The sequence below is a fragment of the Flavobacterium cupreum genome (genome assembly GCF_003996965.1).
In the GTDB taxonomy this organism is placed as follows: Bacteria; Bacteroidota; Bacteroidia; order Flavobacteriales; family Flavobacteriaceae; genus Flavobacterium; species Flavobacterium cupreum.
Genome location: NZ_QWDM01000003.1, coordinates 313,957 through 331,356, shown reverse-complemented (window position 1 = coordinate 331,356; position 17,400 = coordinate 313,957). Strand labels below are relative to the sequence as shown.

At 38.5% G+C, this 17,400-nt stretch carries 15 protein-coding genes; 2 read left to right on the top strand and 13 right to left on the bottom strand.

From position 1 onward, the window contains the following. Window positions 1–4: 4 nt before the first annotated feature. The 4 genes from D0817_RS06200 to D0817_RS06185 form a co-directional block, all read right to left on the bottom strand. A complete protein-coding gene (locus D0817_RS06200) occupies window positions 5–508 on the bottom strand; it encodes a TlpA family protein disulfide reductase (protein ID WP_127337535.1) in 504 nt (167 codons plus the stop codon). 293 nt (window positions 509–801) lie between these two features. After that, a complete protein-coding gene (locus D0817_RS06195; protein WP_127337534.1) occupies window positions 802–1,467 on the bottom strand; it encodes a PGAP1-like alpha/beta domain-containing protein in 666 nt (221 codons plus the stop codon). 87 nt (window positions 1,468–1,554) lie between these two features. Continuing rightward, window positions 1,555–2,676, bottom strand: a complete 1,122-nt coding sequence (locus tag D0817_RS06190; protein WP_127337533.1) for a BT_3928 family protein — start codon at window positions 2,674–2,676, stop codon at window positions 1,555–1,557. A 71-nt stretch (window positions 2,677–2,747) separates the two neighbouring features. Then, a complete protein-coding gene (locus D0817_RS06185; protein ID WP_127337532.1) occupies window positions 2,748–3,287 on the bottom strand; it encodes a DUF1599 domain-containing protein in 540 nt (179 codons plus the stop codon). Between the two features lie 151 nt (window positions 3,288–3,438). Between D0817_RS06185 and folP the strand changes: the two genes are divergently transcribed. Further along, window positions 3,439–4,263, top strand: a complete 825-nt coding sequence (gene folP, locus D0817_RS06180) for a dihydropteroate synthase (protein WP_127337531.1) — start codon at window positions 3,439–3,441, stop codon at window positions 4,261–4,263. A 2-nt stretch (window positions 4,264–4,265) separates the two neighbouring features. Further along, window positions 4,266–4,913 carry a hypothetical protein gene (locus D0817_RS06175; RefSeq protein WP_127337530.1) on the top strand — a complete coding sequence of 216 codons (648 nt, stop codon included), beginning with the start codon at window positions 4,266–4,268 and terminating at the stop codon, window positions 4,911–4,913. Window positions 4,914–4,946: 33 nt separating this feature from the next. On the opposite strand, the gene rlmH is transcribed toward D0817_RS06175, so the two are convergent. From rlmH to D0817_RS06130, 9 genes are all read right to left on the bottom strand, one after another. Continuing rightward, complete coding sequence (gene rlmH, locus D0817_RS06170; protein ID WP_127337529.1) at window positions 4,947–5,420, bottom strand: 23S rRNA (pseudouridine(1915)-N(3))-methyltransferase RlmH; 474 nt, start codon at window positions 5,418–5,420, stop codon at window positions 4,947–4,949. Window positions 5,421–5,505: 85 nt separating this feature from the next. Continuing rightward, on the bottom strand, window positions 5,506–5,808 hold the full coding sequence (locus D0817_RS06165) for an antibiotic biosynthesis monooxygenase family protein (RefSeq protein WP_127337528.1): 303 nt from the start codon (window positions 5,806–5,808) through the stop codon (window positions 5,506–5,508). Window positions 5,809–5,908: 100 nt separating this feature from the next. Then, on the bottom strand, window positions 5,909–7,327 hold the full coding sequence (locus D0817_RS06160; protein ID WP_127337527.1) for an amidohydrolase family protein: 1,419 nt from the start codon (window positions 7,325–7,327) through the stop codon (window positions 5,909–5,911). Window positions 7,328–7,627: 300 nt separating this feature from the next. Further along, entirely contained in the window at window positions 7,628–7,912 is a 285-nt protein-coding gene (locus D0817_RS06155; RefSeq protein WP_127337526.1) for a GNAT family N-acetyltransferase, read from the bottom strand. A 6-nt stretch (window positions 7,913–7,918) separates the two neighbouring features. Then, window positions 7,919–8,314, bottom strand: a complete 396-nt coding sequence (locus tag D0817_RS06150; RefSeq protein ID WP_127337525.1) for an OsmC family protein — start codon at window positions 8,312–8,314, stop codon at window positions 7,919–7,921. Window positions 8,315–8,316: 2 nt separating this feature from the next. Then, entirely contained in the window at window positions 8,317–9,198 is an 882-nt protein-coding gene (locus tag D0817_RS06145; protein WP_127337524.1) for a pirin family protein, read from the bottom strand. Between the two features lie 657 nt (window positions 9,199–9,855). Then, window positions 9,856–11,853 (bottom strand): heavy metal translocating P-type ATPase, encoded by a 1,998-nt coding sequence (locus tag D0817_RS06140; RefSeq protein ID WP_127337523.1) that lies wholly within the window; start codon window positions 11,851–11,853, stop codon window positions 9,856–9,858. A 9-nt stretch (window positions 11,854–11,862) separates the two neighbouring features. Beyond that, entirely contained in the window at window positions 11,863–13,071 is a 1,209-nt protein-coding gene (locus D0817_RS06135; RefSeq protein WP_127337522.1) for an efflux RND transporter periplasmic adaptor subunit, read from the bottom strand. A gap of 12 nt (window positions 13,072–13,083) precedes the next feature. Next, window positions 13,084–17,400, bottom strand: coding sequence for a CusA/CzcA family heavy metal efflux RND transporter (locus D0817_RS06130; RefSeq protein ID WP_127337521.1), 4,317 nt, complete (start codon window positions 17,398–17,400; stop codon window positions 13,084–13,086).

Sequence of the window (17,400 nt, the reverse complement as noted above, 5' to 3'; positions counted from 1 at the left end):
ATTTTTATTGCACCTGTTTCAATCCTTGTAAAGTAGCATTGATCTTATCAAAATCGGTTTCAATAGCTCTGTATAAAACAATTTTACCGGTTTTGTCCACAATAATATATCTCGGAATCCAGTCTAAATCTATTGCTTTTCCGAAAATACCTTTCATACCGTCATTCATCATAAAATGATCTCCTTTTAATTCGTGTTTTTCAATTCCGGTTTTCCATTTATCAGCGGTTTTGTCAGCAGAAAGGAAAAGATAGGAAACATCAGGATTATTGGCTTGCAATTCTTTTACTTTTGGCATTGCTTTTACGCAATCCCCACACCAGGAGGCCCAAACTTCGATAACCAAAGTTTTTCCTTTGTAATTTTTTAATATCTTTTTGAAAGCAACCTGACTTCCATCAGTCGATAATAATTTTTCAGATAAGGCTTCTTTGGAAAAACTGGTTTTCTGAGCCTGCGTGCACGAAAATGTGATAAAGGCAATAAAGAACAGTGCTATTTGTTTCATAGTAGGATTATAAAATTTTATTTCAATACTGAATTCACAAAGTTAAACAAAGAAATCGAATGCCAAATGGAGATTAACAAAATTTGAACACTGCCTTATTTTATCACAAAACAGGAAATTTCGGTTAAAAAAAAGAGTATGAAATCGTAATAGTTCGTTGGAAAAATTCAAATTTTGAGTAAATTTCACCCGGAAGCTTTTTATATCGGCAGCAAAATGATGTTTCTTCGCTTTTTAAGCATTTAAAAACTTAAAAAAAACGCCGCTGATTTCCTTTTTTGGATGTCCGGTTATCAATTCAGATCATAATTTCCGCTGGCCCATTTTTTACAGGGAACAATCCATTCGTCTAGAGCTTTGTACAAAAAGCCGTGTTTTAAATTGGTATTTAATTCGATTTCCCTGAAATGATTCACTTTTAGTTTTGAAGTTTCTTTTCGTTTAACGGCCGACACGCCAAAAACATCCGATTTTTCATAAATGGTCAGAATGTTTCCGCAGAAATTGATTTCCGGAATTTCCTCAATATCGATATCCCGAAAGCAGCCGATAAATACAAAACTCACTTCCGGATTCGCCAGATAAGTCGAAACATATTGTGCAATATAACCGCCCATTGAAGTTCCGATGACAGTAATTTTATTAGGTTTAATGCCTTTTTTTAATAATTTTTGAATTTGTCTGACCACCTTTTCTGCGTACTCAGCCCCATTGGTGTTCTTTTTTCTTTTTTCGCTAAAAACCATAAAATTATCGGACTTAAAAGAATTGATAATTTCATTGTATTCCGCTCTGCCATATTCCGGATGAGCTTCGCTCAAATCGTGCTCTTCGATAAATCTGTTGTGCAGGAAAAAGATATAGGCCTGGTCGTTGTTTTTTGTTGTTGTCTGGCTATAGCCTAAAATGCACGAAAGAATGATCAGTAAAAAAGTAAGGATTTGAAATGGTTTTTTCATGGCGTTAAAATTGGTTTAGTATAAAAAAAAGCGCCAATATTTCTAAAAATGTAGAATATTGGCGCTCATTACAAGGTTTGCTATTTTTTAGAGACTGTACGCAACGTCGGATAATTTTAAATCATCAACATCGTTGTAATGTAATTTCTGAACTACAGTTCCTTTATGTAAAACTACAATACTCGGATTGGCTCTTTCGATGGTTTTTAAAGCTATTGCATCACAGAAATAGAAGTCCACATTTAAACCGTATTGTTTTTTGGCTTTGGCAATTTCATCAGGCCCTGAAGCCGTCATTGCAATTACTTTATATCCTTTCGCTTTGGCTTCCTGATTTACTTTTTCCAGTTTTTTCATGCCTTCAGGATTCGATAAATTTAAATCGTAGGTCACAAAAATAACTAATTTCGGTTCTTTTAATAACTCTTCCTTATAATCAGAATCGTCTTTTACCATTGTAAAATCATGAATGGGCGGTACATAACCTTCAGTGATCACTTTGTCTTTTCTATCCACAAAAACAGCACCGGCAGGAATATTGGCTAAATCTTTTTCGGTAAATTCTTTATCCACTCCGTTTACTTTGTAGATAAAAATCATTTCAACCACAGATTTTGGAGCGCCGTCCGGAATTTTCATTCCTTCCTCGATGTTGTTACCTACTTTGAAAGGACGAAAATCTTTAATCGGATTGTGATTTAATACCCAAACCGCCATAAACACGCACAAAATCACACTTATTAAAGTGATGATATTGGTTACCATTTTTGAAAACAAAGGTTTAACCAGTTTTTTATTGAAGAATAAAATCAAAATAAAGAACAGTAAAACAATATCTTTTGTAAACGATTGCCACGGTGTAAGGTGTAAAGCGTCTCCAAAACAGCCGCAATCCTTCACCACATCAAAATAAGCAGAGTAGAAGGTAAGAAAGGTAAAGAAAACGATCAATAGCAATAAGAACCAAATCGTTGCTTTTGCTTTGTAACCTACTAATAACATTACCCCTAAAACCACTTCTAAAATCACTAAAAAGATCGCTAATCCTAAAGCCAGAGGCTCTAAAAAAGGCATGTTGAAAACCGGTTCACTAAAATATTCCGCCAGTTTATAAGAGAAACCAACCGGATCATTCAGTTTTATTAATCCCGAAATGATAAATAATACGCCGACAAAAAGTCTTGAGAATTGAGTAATGATGTTTTTCATAAGTATAGTGTAATTTAAATTCCAATTTCTTCAGATTCCCCCTAAGGCCGGAATTTGGAATTTGGAATTTTTTATTTCATTGGATTTAAAATCAATGCAAAAACCGAGTAATTGATCATGTCCTGATAATTGGCATCAATGCCTTCAGAGACTAAAGTTTTGCCTTTATTGTCTTCAATTTGTTTGACACGAAGCAGTTTTTGCAGGATCAGGTCAGTAAGTGAACTCACGCGCATGTCGCGCCAAGCTTCACCGTAATCATGGTTTTTGGCTTCCATTAACTCTTTGGTCAGTTTAATTTTGGCGTCGTATAGTTCGGTTGCTTTTTCTACATCCAGATCCGGCTGGTCCACCACACCTAATTCTAACTGTATTAAAGCCATGATAGAATAATTAATAATTCCGATAAACTCTCCTTTTTCATCCTCATCGACTTTACGGATTTCATTTTCCTGTAAACTTCTGATGCGTTGTGCTTTTATAAAAATCTGATCCGTAAGGGAAGGCAGTCTCAGAATACGCCATGCACTGCCGTAATCTTTCATTTTATTGATAAATAAAGTACGGCAAACCGTGACTACATTATCATATTCTAAGGAAGTATTCTTCATTTATTGCTGTATATTTGCTTAAATTTCTTCAAAAATAAGGATAAAATTAAAGAGTTTCAAGTTTAAGGTTTTCTTTGTTTCAAGTTTTTTGTAAACAAATTGTTAACGCCACACCTTAAAACCTGAAACCTGAAACAAAAATCACAAAAAAATGAAAATTAACTGTAAAGGCCAACTGATTGATTTATCGATCCCTAAAGTGATGGGCGTTATGAATGTCACGCCGGATTCTTTTTTTGATGGCGGAAAATATAAAAATGAATATGAGATTGTCACACGCGCGGGCAAAATTTTAACCGAAGGCGCAACATTTCTGGATATTGGTGCTTATTCCAGCAGACCCGGTGCCGATTTTGTGTCGGAACAGGAAGAAATTGATCGCATTGTTCCTGCTATTGAAATAATTCTAAAGCACTTTCCGGACGCACTGCTTTCGATCGATACCTTTAGGGCAGAAGTGGCCAAAGCAAGTATCGAAAGCGGCGCTGCGATTATAAACGATATTGCCGCAGGAGGATTAGACGATAAAATGTTTGATGTAATTGCAAAATACAATGTTCCGTACATCATGATGCACATGCGCGGCAATCCGCAGACGATGCAGACCATGACAGACTATGAGGACATTATAAAAGAGATGCTGTTTTATTTTTCGGAAAAAGTAGCAAAAGCCAGAAGTCTCGGAATTAATGATCTGATTCTGGATCCGGGTTTCGGGTTCGCCAAAACTACTGCGCAGAATTATGAGGTGCTTCAAAAGATGGAACTTTTTAATGTGCTGGAATTGCCCGTTTTAGCCGGGATATCCAGAAAATCAATGATTTATAAAACACTGAATATTACCGCGCAGGAAGCCTTAAACGGTACCACGGTGATCAATACCATTGCCTTGACGAAAGGGGCTAAAATTCTTCGCGTTCATGATGTAAAAGAAGCCATGGAATGTGTTACGTTGTTTAATAAAATGAGTCTCTAAATATGAAATACATAAGCCTGATCTTTATTGTTCTTCTTTTTTCCTGTGAAGAAAAAAAAGATGTTTTACTTCCAAAAGCAAACCTTTCAATTGTTAAAAATGTAGAAGATCTTTCCCCGATTTATATCTTTTTTAAAACGGATGGCAAAGATACCGTCGCTGAAGTAAACCGAAAAAACAGTATCATTTCTACCAATTGGATTTTCAATATTGACAAACGACTGCCTTTAAAACTGGTGATTCCGGAAGTAATGAAACTTCAGGGAAAAAAGCGGGCAGAGAAGGCCCATAAAAACGAAAAAGCCGAAAATTATTATTCGTACGCTGATTCTGTTGGAAAGAATTTAGCCTTTTTGCCATTCACGAAAGTGTATTATAAAATGGAAATTCCGAATAATAGAAGTCAGTTGTATTTTAAAAAGAACGGGTTAATACAATACAGCGGTAGAAAAGTATATGATTTTCCTAAAAATAATTTAAAGCCATTTTTAGATAGTTTAGTAATCAATCCGAAAGCTGAAATTAAATTTTCGTATGATAAAAACATGACATATGGGGATTACATTCAATGTAAAATCTTAGTAAAAACTGTAATTGATAAAAAGATTCCATTTGTTTTTATAAGTGAAGAAGAAGAATTCGTTTTTTAAACCTGAAACAAAGAAAACCTGAAACAAAAACTTTTATTGATGATGATAAGGTTCATTCCTTAAAATCGTAAATCCGCGGTACAGCTGCTCGATAAAAAACAAACGTACCATCTGATGTGAAAATGTCATTAGTGAAAGCGAAATTTTGCCTTGCGCCTTGCTGTAAACCGTATCTGAAAACCCGTAAGGACCGCCGATTACAAAAACAAGCGTTTTGATTCCGGAGTTCATTTTCTTTTGCAATTCTTCCGAAAAGCCAACGCTCGAGAAGTTTTTCCCGTTTTCATCCAGCAAAATCAACTGATCAGTTGGTGTTAATTTGGATAAAATCAGTTCACCTTCTTTTTCCTTTTGCTGGCTCTCCGATAAATTCTTTACGTTCTTGATATCCGGAATAATTTCCAGATCAAATTTGATGTAAAATGACAGACGTTTGGCATAATCGTCAATCAGGGTTTGAAGCGATTTATTGTCGGTTTTGCCAATGGCGATAAGTTTGATGTTCATCTTTTTTTTATTTTTTTGCAACGGATTAAAAGATTTCCACAGATTAAAAATCCTTTAATCCCTTAATCTGTGGCAAAATAAAATGCTATTTTTTATTTTCAAAAACGTTTTCAAAATGCTCTACAATAGGAAACGGCTCATAATAATGATGCAGTATTTTTTTCCATTCTAAATACGCTGCAGAATTTCTGAAGCCTTCCGTATGATCTTCAAGCATGTTCCAGTCCACTAATAAAAGATATTTATTTTCGACTTCAAGACATTTCTCCAAACGATGTCCCAAATACCCGTCAATAGAAGAAATAAACTGACTTGCCTTGGCAAAATCAGCTTCAAACTGACTTGCTAATTCGGGTTTTATAAAAAGAAAAACGGCTTCCAGAATCATAAATTTAATTATAATGTTTTTTTATCTGCCTGATCTGCCAAATCTGCGGGAGCTATTTTTTTCTCGCAGATTTAGGAGATTTAGCAGATTTTTATTATTATTAGTTTTTAGAAAATTTCTCTTCGAAAGTTTTGAATCTTGCGTCCAGATCTTTTAGTAATTGTTTTTTTACCGCAGCATCCTGAATAAAGCTGTAATTTATACTGTTGTAAACATATTGTTTGATTGTCGCATACGGCACATCCGGATATCTTTTTGCCAGTAACACATATTGTTCGGTCATGTTTGTCCTTAAAATTCCGGCGTCATCCGTGCTGATGACGATTGGTACATTGAATTCCCTATAAAGTGAAAAGGGATGTCTGTTCTCTTTAACTTTTAAAATGAATTCGTTGCTGGTCAGGTTGATTTCAATCGGAATGGTATTTTTTGCCATGTAGCGCAGCAAATCATAGGAATTGGCTTCGTAGGCAATATCAACTCCGTGCCCGATTCGGTTGGCTCCGGCAACATAAATGGCATCGTTGATATGCCAGGTTAGATCCTCAGGCTGTACTAATCCCAGCGTTAATTCTCCCGCATGCAGCGTATATTTCACATCATTAAATTTCAAATGGCAATATTTAAACATCACCATGTGAAGCCAGTAATCTTTCATTGAATTCTCGCCATGTTCCGGAGAAACAATGTTTACACCGGCTACCAATTTACTTTCATCGGCCGAAATAAAAGCAATCACCAGGTTCTTAAATAAATCTACCGGTTCCATGAAGCGAAGCACAAAATTTTGATAACGCATGGTGAAACGGTCATCGTCAATTTTCAGGTCCTTGTGCAGTTTTGCTATAAAGTTGGTATTAAAGTCTTCCGCGTATTTTTTAGCATCTTTTTGCTGTAGGGATTTGTACAATTCCTCTAAATATTTCAGAACTGCTTTTTCGTCTTTTTGCGCTGCCGCCTGACGAAGTTTAGCATTAAAATCTCCTAAATCGGAAACATTCATATCACATGGAATTGTAGATAATTGTGTTTCGATATAACTTACATTTTCAGCAACAGCACGTTTTTTTAGTTCCAGCATGCCTTCGGCAAAATGTCCGTCGATTGTGGGGAAAAATTTATCAAAGGAATCAAAAAACAAATCATCAGAAGGAACAGACACACCGTTGTAATCTTTTGCGGACCAGGTTTGCATCACCTGCTGCTTGTAGAATTCCAGTTTTCCGTTATTTTTAAGAGAAGAAAAATTTTCCCAGTTTCCTTTAGCAGGTTTTGTTTTGGAAACTGCCATCGTTTCTAAATTCAGGTAAAAATCTGCTGCAATGGCTCTTTCCAGAAGAGGTTCCGCATAAATTGATCCTGAAAAATGATGGTGTAAATCGCCTCCTTTTGGCATTTGTTGAAAAAAAGCAGTGGAGAGCGCTTCATTGTTTCTGATTTTTTCTAAATAACGTTCAGCTGATTGAGAAAAGCCGATTTGCGCTATAAAAAAACAGAAAAGTGTAATTATCCTCGTCATAGTCTAGATTTAAATTACATGCAAATGTAAGACTTTCGAAGGAGATTAAAAAATATGAATTGAAATTGGCGTTTTGCGGTTTGAGTTTAACCGCAAAGAGCGCAAGGTTTTTTTGACCCGGAGTAAATTTAAAAGCAAAGTTCGCTAAGCTGTTACGCAATATTTCCCATAAAAATAAAAAAGACGCACACCAGTGCGTCTAAAATATAGTAGCTAAAAAAAACTTAGAACCTCAGCAACTCAGAACCTCAGCACCTAAAAAAAAACCTTTGAACCTCTGTCCCTTTGTAACTTTGAACCTCAAGAAAAAAGTACATCCCGAATTTCTTCCGTCTTATCAAAAACACTTTTCGCAAAAGGGCAAAGCGGAATGATTTTCAGATTATTGTTTCTGGCATAGTCTACGGCAGCCATAAGCAGTTTTTTGCCAACCCCTTTTCCGCTGAATTCTTCGTTAACTTCGGTGTGATCGATGATGAACTTAGCATCTCCCGCCCAGGTATACGTCATTTTTCCGGCTTCTTTTCCGTCTTCGAGGGCTTCAAAATAGCCTTTTTTTATATCGTTTATTTGTTGAATTTCCATGATTATTTATAGTAATGAAGTTTCTATTTTAATTGTATTTACAAGTGTTTTATGAACAGGACAACTGTTTGCAATTTTTAAAATTCGCTGTTTTTGTGCGTCGTCTACATTTCCCGTAATTAAGATTTTCGTCGAAAACAAAGAAACGGTATGTTCTTCATTTTTGTCAAAATCAACCCAGATCGTAAGTTCTGAAACCTCCCAGCCTTTGCGGTCAATATACATCCGCAATGTAATTAAAGTGCAGGAAGCCAGGGATGAAGCGAGAAGTTCAAACGGACTAAATCCTAAATTTTTTCCGCCCATTTCCTGCGGTTCATCTGAAATAAGTGTATTGCCGGTTTTAGTTGTTATTTCGGTACGATATTTTCGGGTATCGATTGTTGCTTTGATGGTATCCATATTTATTTAATTCTTGGTTCAGGTAAAGGTACAAATTCGGTTTCTCCCGGAACTTTTGGGAAAGTTTGTTCGGTCCAGTCCTTTTTTGCTTTTTCGATCAATTCTTTATCCGAAGAAACAAAATTCCAAAAGATAAAATGTTCTTCGGGGAAAGGTGTTCCTCCAAAAATATAAACGGTTGAATTGGCTGTAATTTCAAATTCGCACAATGAACTGTCGTTGGTAATCAGGATTTGTTTCGGATCGTAAACGTGTTCTCCGCTTTTGATGCTTCCTTCCAGAATGTACAAACCGCTTTCGCCAAATAAATCTTTTCCGATGTTTATTTTTTGGGTGGTTTCGCTTTTAATTTCAATAAAATACAACGGACTATACACCGGAACGGGTGATTTTTTTCCAAAAGCTTCTCCGGCAATTAATTTATAAGAAACACCGTTTTCTTCCCAGTGCGGAATATCCTCTGCTTCCACATGTGCAAAATTCGGATCCATTTGCTCTAATTCTTTCGGAAGTGCGACCCAGATCTGCAATCCGTGAAGCATTTTATCGGAATGTCTTAAATATTCGGGTGTTCTTTCAGAGTGAACGATTCCTTTTCCTGCCGTCATCCAGTTTACGGCACCCGGTTTTATTTCTAATTCGGTTCCCAGACTGTCGCGGTGCATGATGCTTCCTTCAAATAAAAAAGTTAAGGTGGAAAGTCCGATATGCGGGTGAGGCGGAACATCCATATTCTGATATTGGTTTAAATGTGCCGGTCCCATATGATCAATAAATACAAATGGTCCGACCGCTCTTTTTTCACGGAAGGGCAGTAATCTCCCAACCATAAAATTACCGATATTGGCGGCACGTTCTTCAATAATTAAGCTGATGTTTGACATGGTATGGTTTATTTTAGTTGAAAACAAAATTACAGTTGTAGTGGAAAGCTATAACTTAATTTAGATTAAGATTTGTTTATTCTTTTTGCCACAGATTTTGCAGATTATACGGATTAAAGGTTGCCACGAATTTCGCGAATTTTCACGAATTTTTCGCTTGTTTTTATTTGGCTTTACGCAGAAATCTGCGCGAATCTTTTAATCTGTGGCTATTATTCCGTATTCTGTTAGCCACGGATTCCCGTGATTATACGGATTAGAACAGGTTGCCACGAATTTCGCGAATTTTCACGAATTTTTCAATGGTGTTATTTTGGCTTTACGCAGAAATCTGCGCGAATCTTTTAATCTGTGGCTATTATTCCGGAGTTTGTTAACCACGGATTCCATTGATTATACGGATTAGAAAAGGTTGCCACGAATTTCGCGAATTTCCCCGAATTTTTCACTTGTTTTTATTTGACTTTATGCAAAAAATCTGCGCGAATCTTTTAATCTGTGGCTATTATTCCGGAGTTTGTTAACCACGGATTTCATTGATTATACAGATTAGAAAAGCTTGCCACGAATTTCGCGAATTTTCACAAATTTTTATTTGACTTTATTTGAGAACTCTGTGTGAATCTTTTAATCTGTGGCTACATTTTCGGTTTCGTATTAGAATTTCATTCGCTGTATTCTTACGGCATTTAAGATGGCCAATAAAGCTACTCCGACATCTGCAAAAACAGCTTCCCACATTGTTGCGAGGCCACCGGCACCAAGAATCAGCACCACGGCTTTCACGACAAATGCCAGACCGATATTCTGCCAGACGATTTGTTTGGTTTTTTTTCCAATATTGATCGCGGTATATATTTTGGTTGGCTGATCGTTCTGAATGACAATATCTGCTGTTTCTATAGTGGCGTCGCTTCCTAAACCGCCCATTGCGATTCCGGCATGTGCCAGTGCCACAACAGGTGCGTCATTTACGCCATCGCCCACAAAGGCAATTTTCAGGTTTTTGTTTTTTAGCTCAGTCACTTTGGCGACTTTATCTTCCGGCAGCAAATCACCATAGGCTTCATCGATATTTAATGCTTTGGCAACGGAATTTACAACGGCGGTTTTGTCTCCGGAAAGCATGACTGTTTTTACGTTGATGCGATGTAAACTCTGCACGGCTTGCCTGGCGTCTTCTTTGATTTCGTCGGCTATGAGAAAATAACCGGCATATTTCTGATTGATGGCCACTACCACTATGGTAAAAGGTGTGTTATCAATTTCAGAATCATATTCAATGTTGAATTTCTTCAGTAATTTGGTGTTTCCGGCGAGAATTTCTTTGCCGTCAATGGTACCCTTCAGGCCATGACCAGCGATTTCTTCAACAGCCGTCACAAGGTTTTCTTTCTCTGTTCCATTGGCATATTCGATAATCGCAGTGCCGACAGGATGTGTTGATTTGGTTTCGAGTGCCGCCGTATATTGTATTAAATCCGCTTCGGGAATCCCAACAGCCACTACTTTCTGAACTTTAAAAACACCTTTGGTCAAGGTTCCGGTTTTGTCCATTACGACCACCTGAATGGCTGCCATTATATCAAGAAAACTGGAACCTTTGAACAGAATTCCATTTTTACTGGCAGCTCCGATTCCACCGAAATACCCCAGCGGAATAGAGATTACTAACGCACACGGACAGGAAATTACCAAAAAGACCAGAGCGCGATACAGCCAGTCCCTGAAAACATATTCATCCACAAAAAAGTAGGGAAGCAAACAAATCGCGATGGCGGAGTAGACCACAATTGGTGTGTATATTTTGGCAAACTTCCGGATGAATAATTCGGTTGGCGCTTTTTTGGCGGTAGCATCCTGAACCATTTCAAGAATTTTCGACAATTTACTGTCTTTGTATAAAGCTGTAACTTTGATTTCAGTCACGGAATTCAGATTGATCATTCCGGCCAGAACACTTTCGCCCTTATTTTTGGTATCCGGTTTACTTTCACCTGTTAAAGCCGCGGTATTAAAGGAAGCCGATTCTGAAAGCAGTTCGCCGTCCAGACCTAATTTTTCGCCTGGTTTTAATTGAATTATTGCCCCGATCTGAGCCTCTGATGCTTTAATGATTTTGGTCTGGTTATTTTCGAGAAGGGTCACTTCATCCGGACGCTGGTCTAATAATGTTTTGATGTTGGCTTTGGCACGTGTTACCGCCAGAGCCTGGAAAGTTTCACCAATAGCGTAAAAAAGCATTACGGCGACTCCTTCCGGATATTCACCAATGGCAAAAGCACCTACCGTGGCAATGCTCATCAGTAAAAATTCGGAAAAGAAAGCACCGTCTCTGGCACTTTCCAATGCTTCTTTCAATACGGGAAAGCCAACAGGCAGATACGCAACCGCATACCAGACTATCCGTACCCATCCCGTAAACCAGGTCTGTGGCAGGTAATTATCGAAAACTATGGCAATAATCAATAATAGAAAACTGATTATAGCCGGTAAAAAAAGCTGAAAAACAGTCTGGTTTCCTGTTGAATGATCGTGCCCGTCGTGATCGTCATGACCATTATCGTCATGGGAGCAGCAACTGGCAGCTTTATTTTTTTGGGCTGCTGCATTTTGTTTGGTTTCGCAGCAGTCTGTATCGTCGCTATGTATCATAAATTAAAATTAATGGGTGTGCTCTCCACCGCCTTTTTGGGCAGATAAAAGGTAAAAAGCACCTTGTGTAACAATTTTGCTATTATCAGGGATTGAAGTTACAAATTTTATTTCGGTAAATCCCATATCAGTGGTACCGGGAATCACTTCAATGGCTTTAAAATGTATTTCTTCGGTTTCTGCTGAAGATCCTGATTTCTTCTCTTTTTCATGCTGTTCGGTTTCTTTAATAAAAATAAAATATTTATCGCCGTTTTTTACAATAGCCGCTTTTGGAAGTGCCGGTACTGTCGCATTATTGAGATTGATATTGGCGGAAACGTACATTCCCGAGATCAGTCCTTTGGCATCGTCGGGATTTATTTTAGCATGAACGGCAACGGTTTTGCTTTCATTGGAAAACGATTTATTGATACCGAATATTTTTCCTTTTATGGATTTATTCGATTGGTTGGTCAGTATAAAATCGACTTCCTGACCGATTGAAATAGAGCCCAGATCTTTTTCGTACACATTTAAGTCCAGATGCATCTGACTGTTATCTGTGACTTCAAATAACGGAATTCCGGTTTCTGCAAATGCTCCTTTCGCAATATTAATTTTTCCGATGTAGCCATTGATGGGCGATACAATAGGAATCAGGGCGGTGTTGCTGCCAGGGCTGATATGAAGGGCCTGTAATTTGTTTTTTGCGGCCTGTGCTTTGGCTCTTTCTACCGCTAATTTGGCTTTTACTTCCTGAAATGTTTTTCGCGGATTTACATTTTCATCCGATAATGTTTTCTGTCGGTTGTATTCCAATTGCAAATACTCGATATTGGCTGCAGCCGATTTGTAATCTTCCAGCATTTCTACGACTTCCAGGTTCTGAATGGTCGCCAGCACTTTGCCTTTGTTGACATAAGTTCCTTCGAGTACTAAAATGTCTTTCACAGTACCGCCAAGCAGTGTCGCAATTTTGGCAGAATTCTGTGGTGGAACCGTCGTATAGCCATTGGCTTTAATAATAGTATTGAGGTTACGGTTTTCGACACTTCCAAACTGAATGCCAACTGTTTTAAACTGTACGGCGGTTAAGCTTACTTCATTTTCTGATGCTTCTTCTTCGTGAATTTCTTCCGCTTTTTTTTCATTACAGGAAGTTAAAAACAGAAAGAAAAAGGCAATAGGGAGGAGTAAGAGGGTGAAACGGGTTGTTGTATTTTTTATATTTCTCATTGATAATAGCGATTAGTTATTGGAAATTGAAGGAAATTGCAATCGAATGGCGCTTTGATTATACGTATGCAGCGTTTCGGCATATTGCTTTTTTATGTCAATGGCCTGATTTAAAAAGCTGATATATGTCCAATAGCTCATATCGCCATTGGCGTAGCTTTTCTGGGCTGTTGTGATAATTTGTTCTGCATATTGCAAACCTTCTTTTTGATAATAGGATAATCCTTTTTGTTGTTTTTGAAACTCATTTTGCAATTCTTCCCTTTGCAGCTCCAGCGCGAATTTAGTTTTCTCCAACTCGAGTTCTGACTGGCTAATATTTATGGCTGCTGCTTTGGCTTTAGCCGTATTTACGCTGCCAAACAACGGAATCTGCAAACCGGCCGTAAATCCCTGAAACAAGGATTTGGTATCAATGGTTTGCGCAAAGTAACCCAAACCTACCTTAGGTGTTCGCTGTGCTTTGTACACATTTGCTTCTTTCTGATACACCGAAATTTGCTGCTGGTGATAGTCAGCTGCTAAGTTTTCTACTGTAGAGGTATTGGAATCTTTTGTCACTGTAAATTGTGAAGCCACCGCAGCATCAGGAACAATGTTTTCCCTGGTCTGAACAAAATACTGCAGCTGTTTTTGATAGATAGCCAGATCGTATTCCAATTGCTCTTTTTGGGTTTCAATTTCCTTCACTTTTGCCTTTGCACTAATGACTTCGATATTCCCGCTTTCGCCAGTCTTAAAACGAAGCTCGGCATTTTTTAAAAACAAAGCATAAACATCCAGCAATTCAGTGTTTAGTTTTTGAACGGAAAGACCGTAGCCATATTGATAATAGGCTAATGTAACCGCTTTTTCAATTTCATATTCAGACATGGCTTTTCGCTTTTCGGCCAGTTTGACGAGCTCTTCCTGCAACTGCCGATTGGCCCTGGTAATTTTTCCAACAGGGAAATACTGCTGTACAGAAACGTTACTGTCATAATCAGCACTATTGAACTGTCCGCCCTGATATTGTACCTGCAAGGGATCTGGCTGAAATGCGGTCTTTTTAAGGATGGTTTGTTTCTCAATTTCCTTATCGGCAATTTTTAAATTGAGATTATTGGATTTTGCCATTTCTACTGCTTTTTCCAATGAAACAGGCTGGCTGGTTTGGGCAAAAGAGAAACTGCCTATTAGCAATACAATAAGCATTATGGTGGGTTTTATCATCTTTGATTTGATTTTAATTCTTTTTTCGGACAATAAGTAGAGGATAGGCAGCACAATCAGCGTCAGGAAAGTTGCTGAAAACAAACCGCCAATAACAACCGTAGCCAGTGGTTTCTGCACTTCGGCACCACCGCTTGTGGATAAAGCCATTGGCAGGAAGCCTAAAGAAGCCACAGCCGCCGTCATTAAAACCGGTCGTAATCTGGTTTTTGTCCCTGTTAAAACGCGTTCCAGCGGATTGTCAATGCCTTCTGATTTTAGCTGGTTGAAATATGAAATCAAAACAATCCCGTTAAGCACTGCAATTCCAAACAGTGCAATAAAGCCAATTCCGGCCGAGATACTGAAAGGCATTCCCCGCAGCCATAAAGCAAATACCCCACCAATAGCTGAAAGTGGAATCGCGGTAAAAATTAATGCTGCCTGTTTCATGCTTTTGAAAGTGAAGTACAGCAGCACTAAAATTAAGCTGAGGGCAATAGGCAAAGCAATAGAAAGCCGTTTGTTGGCTTCGATAAGATTTTCGAACTGGCCTCCGTAAGTCACATAATATCCTGCAGGAAGCTCGAATTTTTTGTCCAGTTTTTGCTGAATTTCCTCTACCACGCTTTTTACATCACGCCCGCGGACATTTAATCCAATAGTAATTCGTCGTTTGCCGTCTTCACGGCTTACCTGAACAGGACCCTGCTCATAATCGATAGTGGCCACCTGCGAAAGAGGTACCTGCTGTCCGTTGGGTAATGGAATAAACAAATTACTGACGTCATTAATATCATTTCGGTTTTCCTTGTTCATCCGAACGACAATATCAAATCTTTTACTTTCTTCATAGATTTTACCGGCCGCTTCTCCCGCAAATGAGGAGCGTATGATTTTATTTAAATCTTCAATATTTAAACCGTATAATGCAATTTTATCGTAATCGTATTTGATGGTAATCTGAGGCAATCCGGTTACTTTGTCGGCTTTTAAGTCGCCAACGCCTTCAATGGTATTGATTTTCTGAATGAGTTCACTGGCTTTTCTTTCGAGAATGTCCAGGTTGTCGCCAAATATTTTAATAGCAATATCGCTTCTGCTGCCGGTCATTAATTCGTTAAAACGCATCTGGATGGGTTGCGAAACTTCAATATTCGCCCCGGGGATTTTTTCCATTTCGGCTTTCATCAGATGCGCGAGATCTTCCCAGTTGTCAGCACTGGTCCATTCTTTTTTGTCTTTGAGGACAATAATTAAATCGCCGCTTTCTATAGGCATCGGATCGGTTGGAATTTCCCCGCTTCCGATTTTAGTAACAATGGTTTTAATTTCCGGAAATTTGGCTTTCAGCATTTTTTCATACCGGGTGGTTGTTTTGATCATTTGGGATAAAGAGCTCCCGGTCATGATGGTGGCATTGATAGACAAATCCCCTTCTTCTATGGTTGGAATAAATTCGCCTCCCATATTTTGAAAAATGATAATTGCCACAAGAAATAAAGACAAGGCAATTCCCAAAACTAGTTTTTTAAAACGAAGGGTTTTTTCTAAAAACGGAGTATATATTTTCTCCAGCCACGCCATCATACTGTCACTGAAATTGCTTTTATGTTCCGGATTTTTAGATAGAAATAAGGCACTCATCATCGGCACATAAGTGAGCGAAAGGACAAACGCACCCATTACGGCAAAACCAACCGTCATCGCCATTGGTTTAAACATTTTTCCTTCGGTTCCCACCAGGGCGAGAATCGGCAGGTAGACAATCAGGATAATGATTTCTCCAAATGCGGCACTTTTTCGTATTTTGGAAGCCGAAGCATATACTTCCTCATCCATTTCAGGCTGTGTTAATTTCGTTTTCTTTTTTAGTTTTTGCAGGTGATGCATGGTAGCTTCAACGATAATAACAGCGCCATCAACTATGATTCCGAAATCGATAGCTCCAAGGCTCATTAAGTTTCCGCTTACGCCAAAGGCATTCATTAAGATGACGGCAAAAAGCATGGCGAGTGGAATAACAGAAGCGACAATCAGTCCCGCACGAAGATTTCCCAAAAATAAAATCAGGACAAAAATTACGATTAAAGCTCCTTCCAGCAGGTTTTTGGTCACCGTTCCGATGGCATTATCGACCAGTTTGCTTCTGTCAATAAAGGCTTCGGCCACAACACCTTCAGGCAGCATTTTGTTGATCTGGATCATTTTTTCTTTCACACGCTCCACAACGGCTTTCGAATTTTCTCCTTTCAGCATCAGGGTTAAACCACCCACAATTTCTCCTTTTCCATCTTTGGTTGTGGCCCCGAAACGAATGGCGTTTCCGGCTTGTACGGTGGCGACATCACGAATTAAAATGGGGGTATCGTTTCGGTTTTTAACCACGATGTTGCCAATATCCTTAATCCCGGAAGCCATACCAACCCCTCGGATGAAATAAGCAAATTCATCTTTTTCGATATAAGCCCCACCCGTGTTCTGGTTGTTTTTTTCAAGGGCATCAAAGATTTCAGTAATGGTTACTCCGGAGCTGTTTAGGCGGTTAGGATCGACGGCAATTTCGTATTGTTTGACACTTCCGCCCCAGGTACTCACTTCGGCAACACCTTTTACCCCCTGTAACTGAGGTGCAATAATCCAGTCCTGAATGGTTCTTAAACTGGTGGCATTGTACTTGTTTTCGTAGCCTTTTTTGGCATACACATCGTACTGGTAGATTTCGCCTAAACCCGTTGTAATCGGAGCCAGTTCCGGCGTTCCGGCGTATTTTGGAATGTTTTCTTCTGCTTGTTTTAACCGCTGAAAAACTTGTTCGCGGGCCCAGTAGGTATCGGCATTTTCTTCAAAAACAACCGTCACAACCGACAATCCAAAACGGGAAATACTTCGGAGTTCGATTACTTTTGGAATCGTTTTTACAGCCTGTTCCAGCGGATAAGTGATTAATTGTTCTACTTCCTGACTGGCTAATGTTGGTGCTGTAGTGATAATCTGCACCTGATTGTTGGTAATATCAGGAAGGGCGTCTAACGGTAAATTTTTAAGCGAATAACTTCCCCAGGCGATCAGAATCAGGGTAAGTAAGAGTATAATGAATTTGTTCCTTATACTGAATTGTATAATTTTATCGAGCAT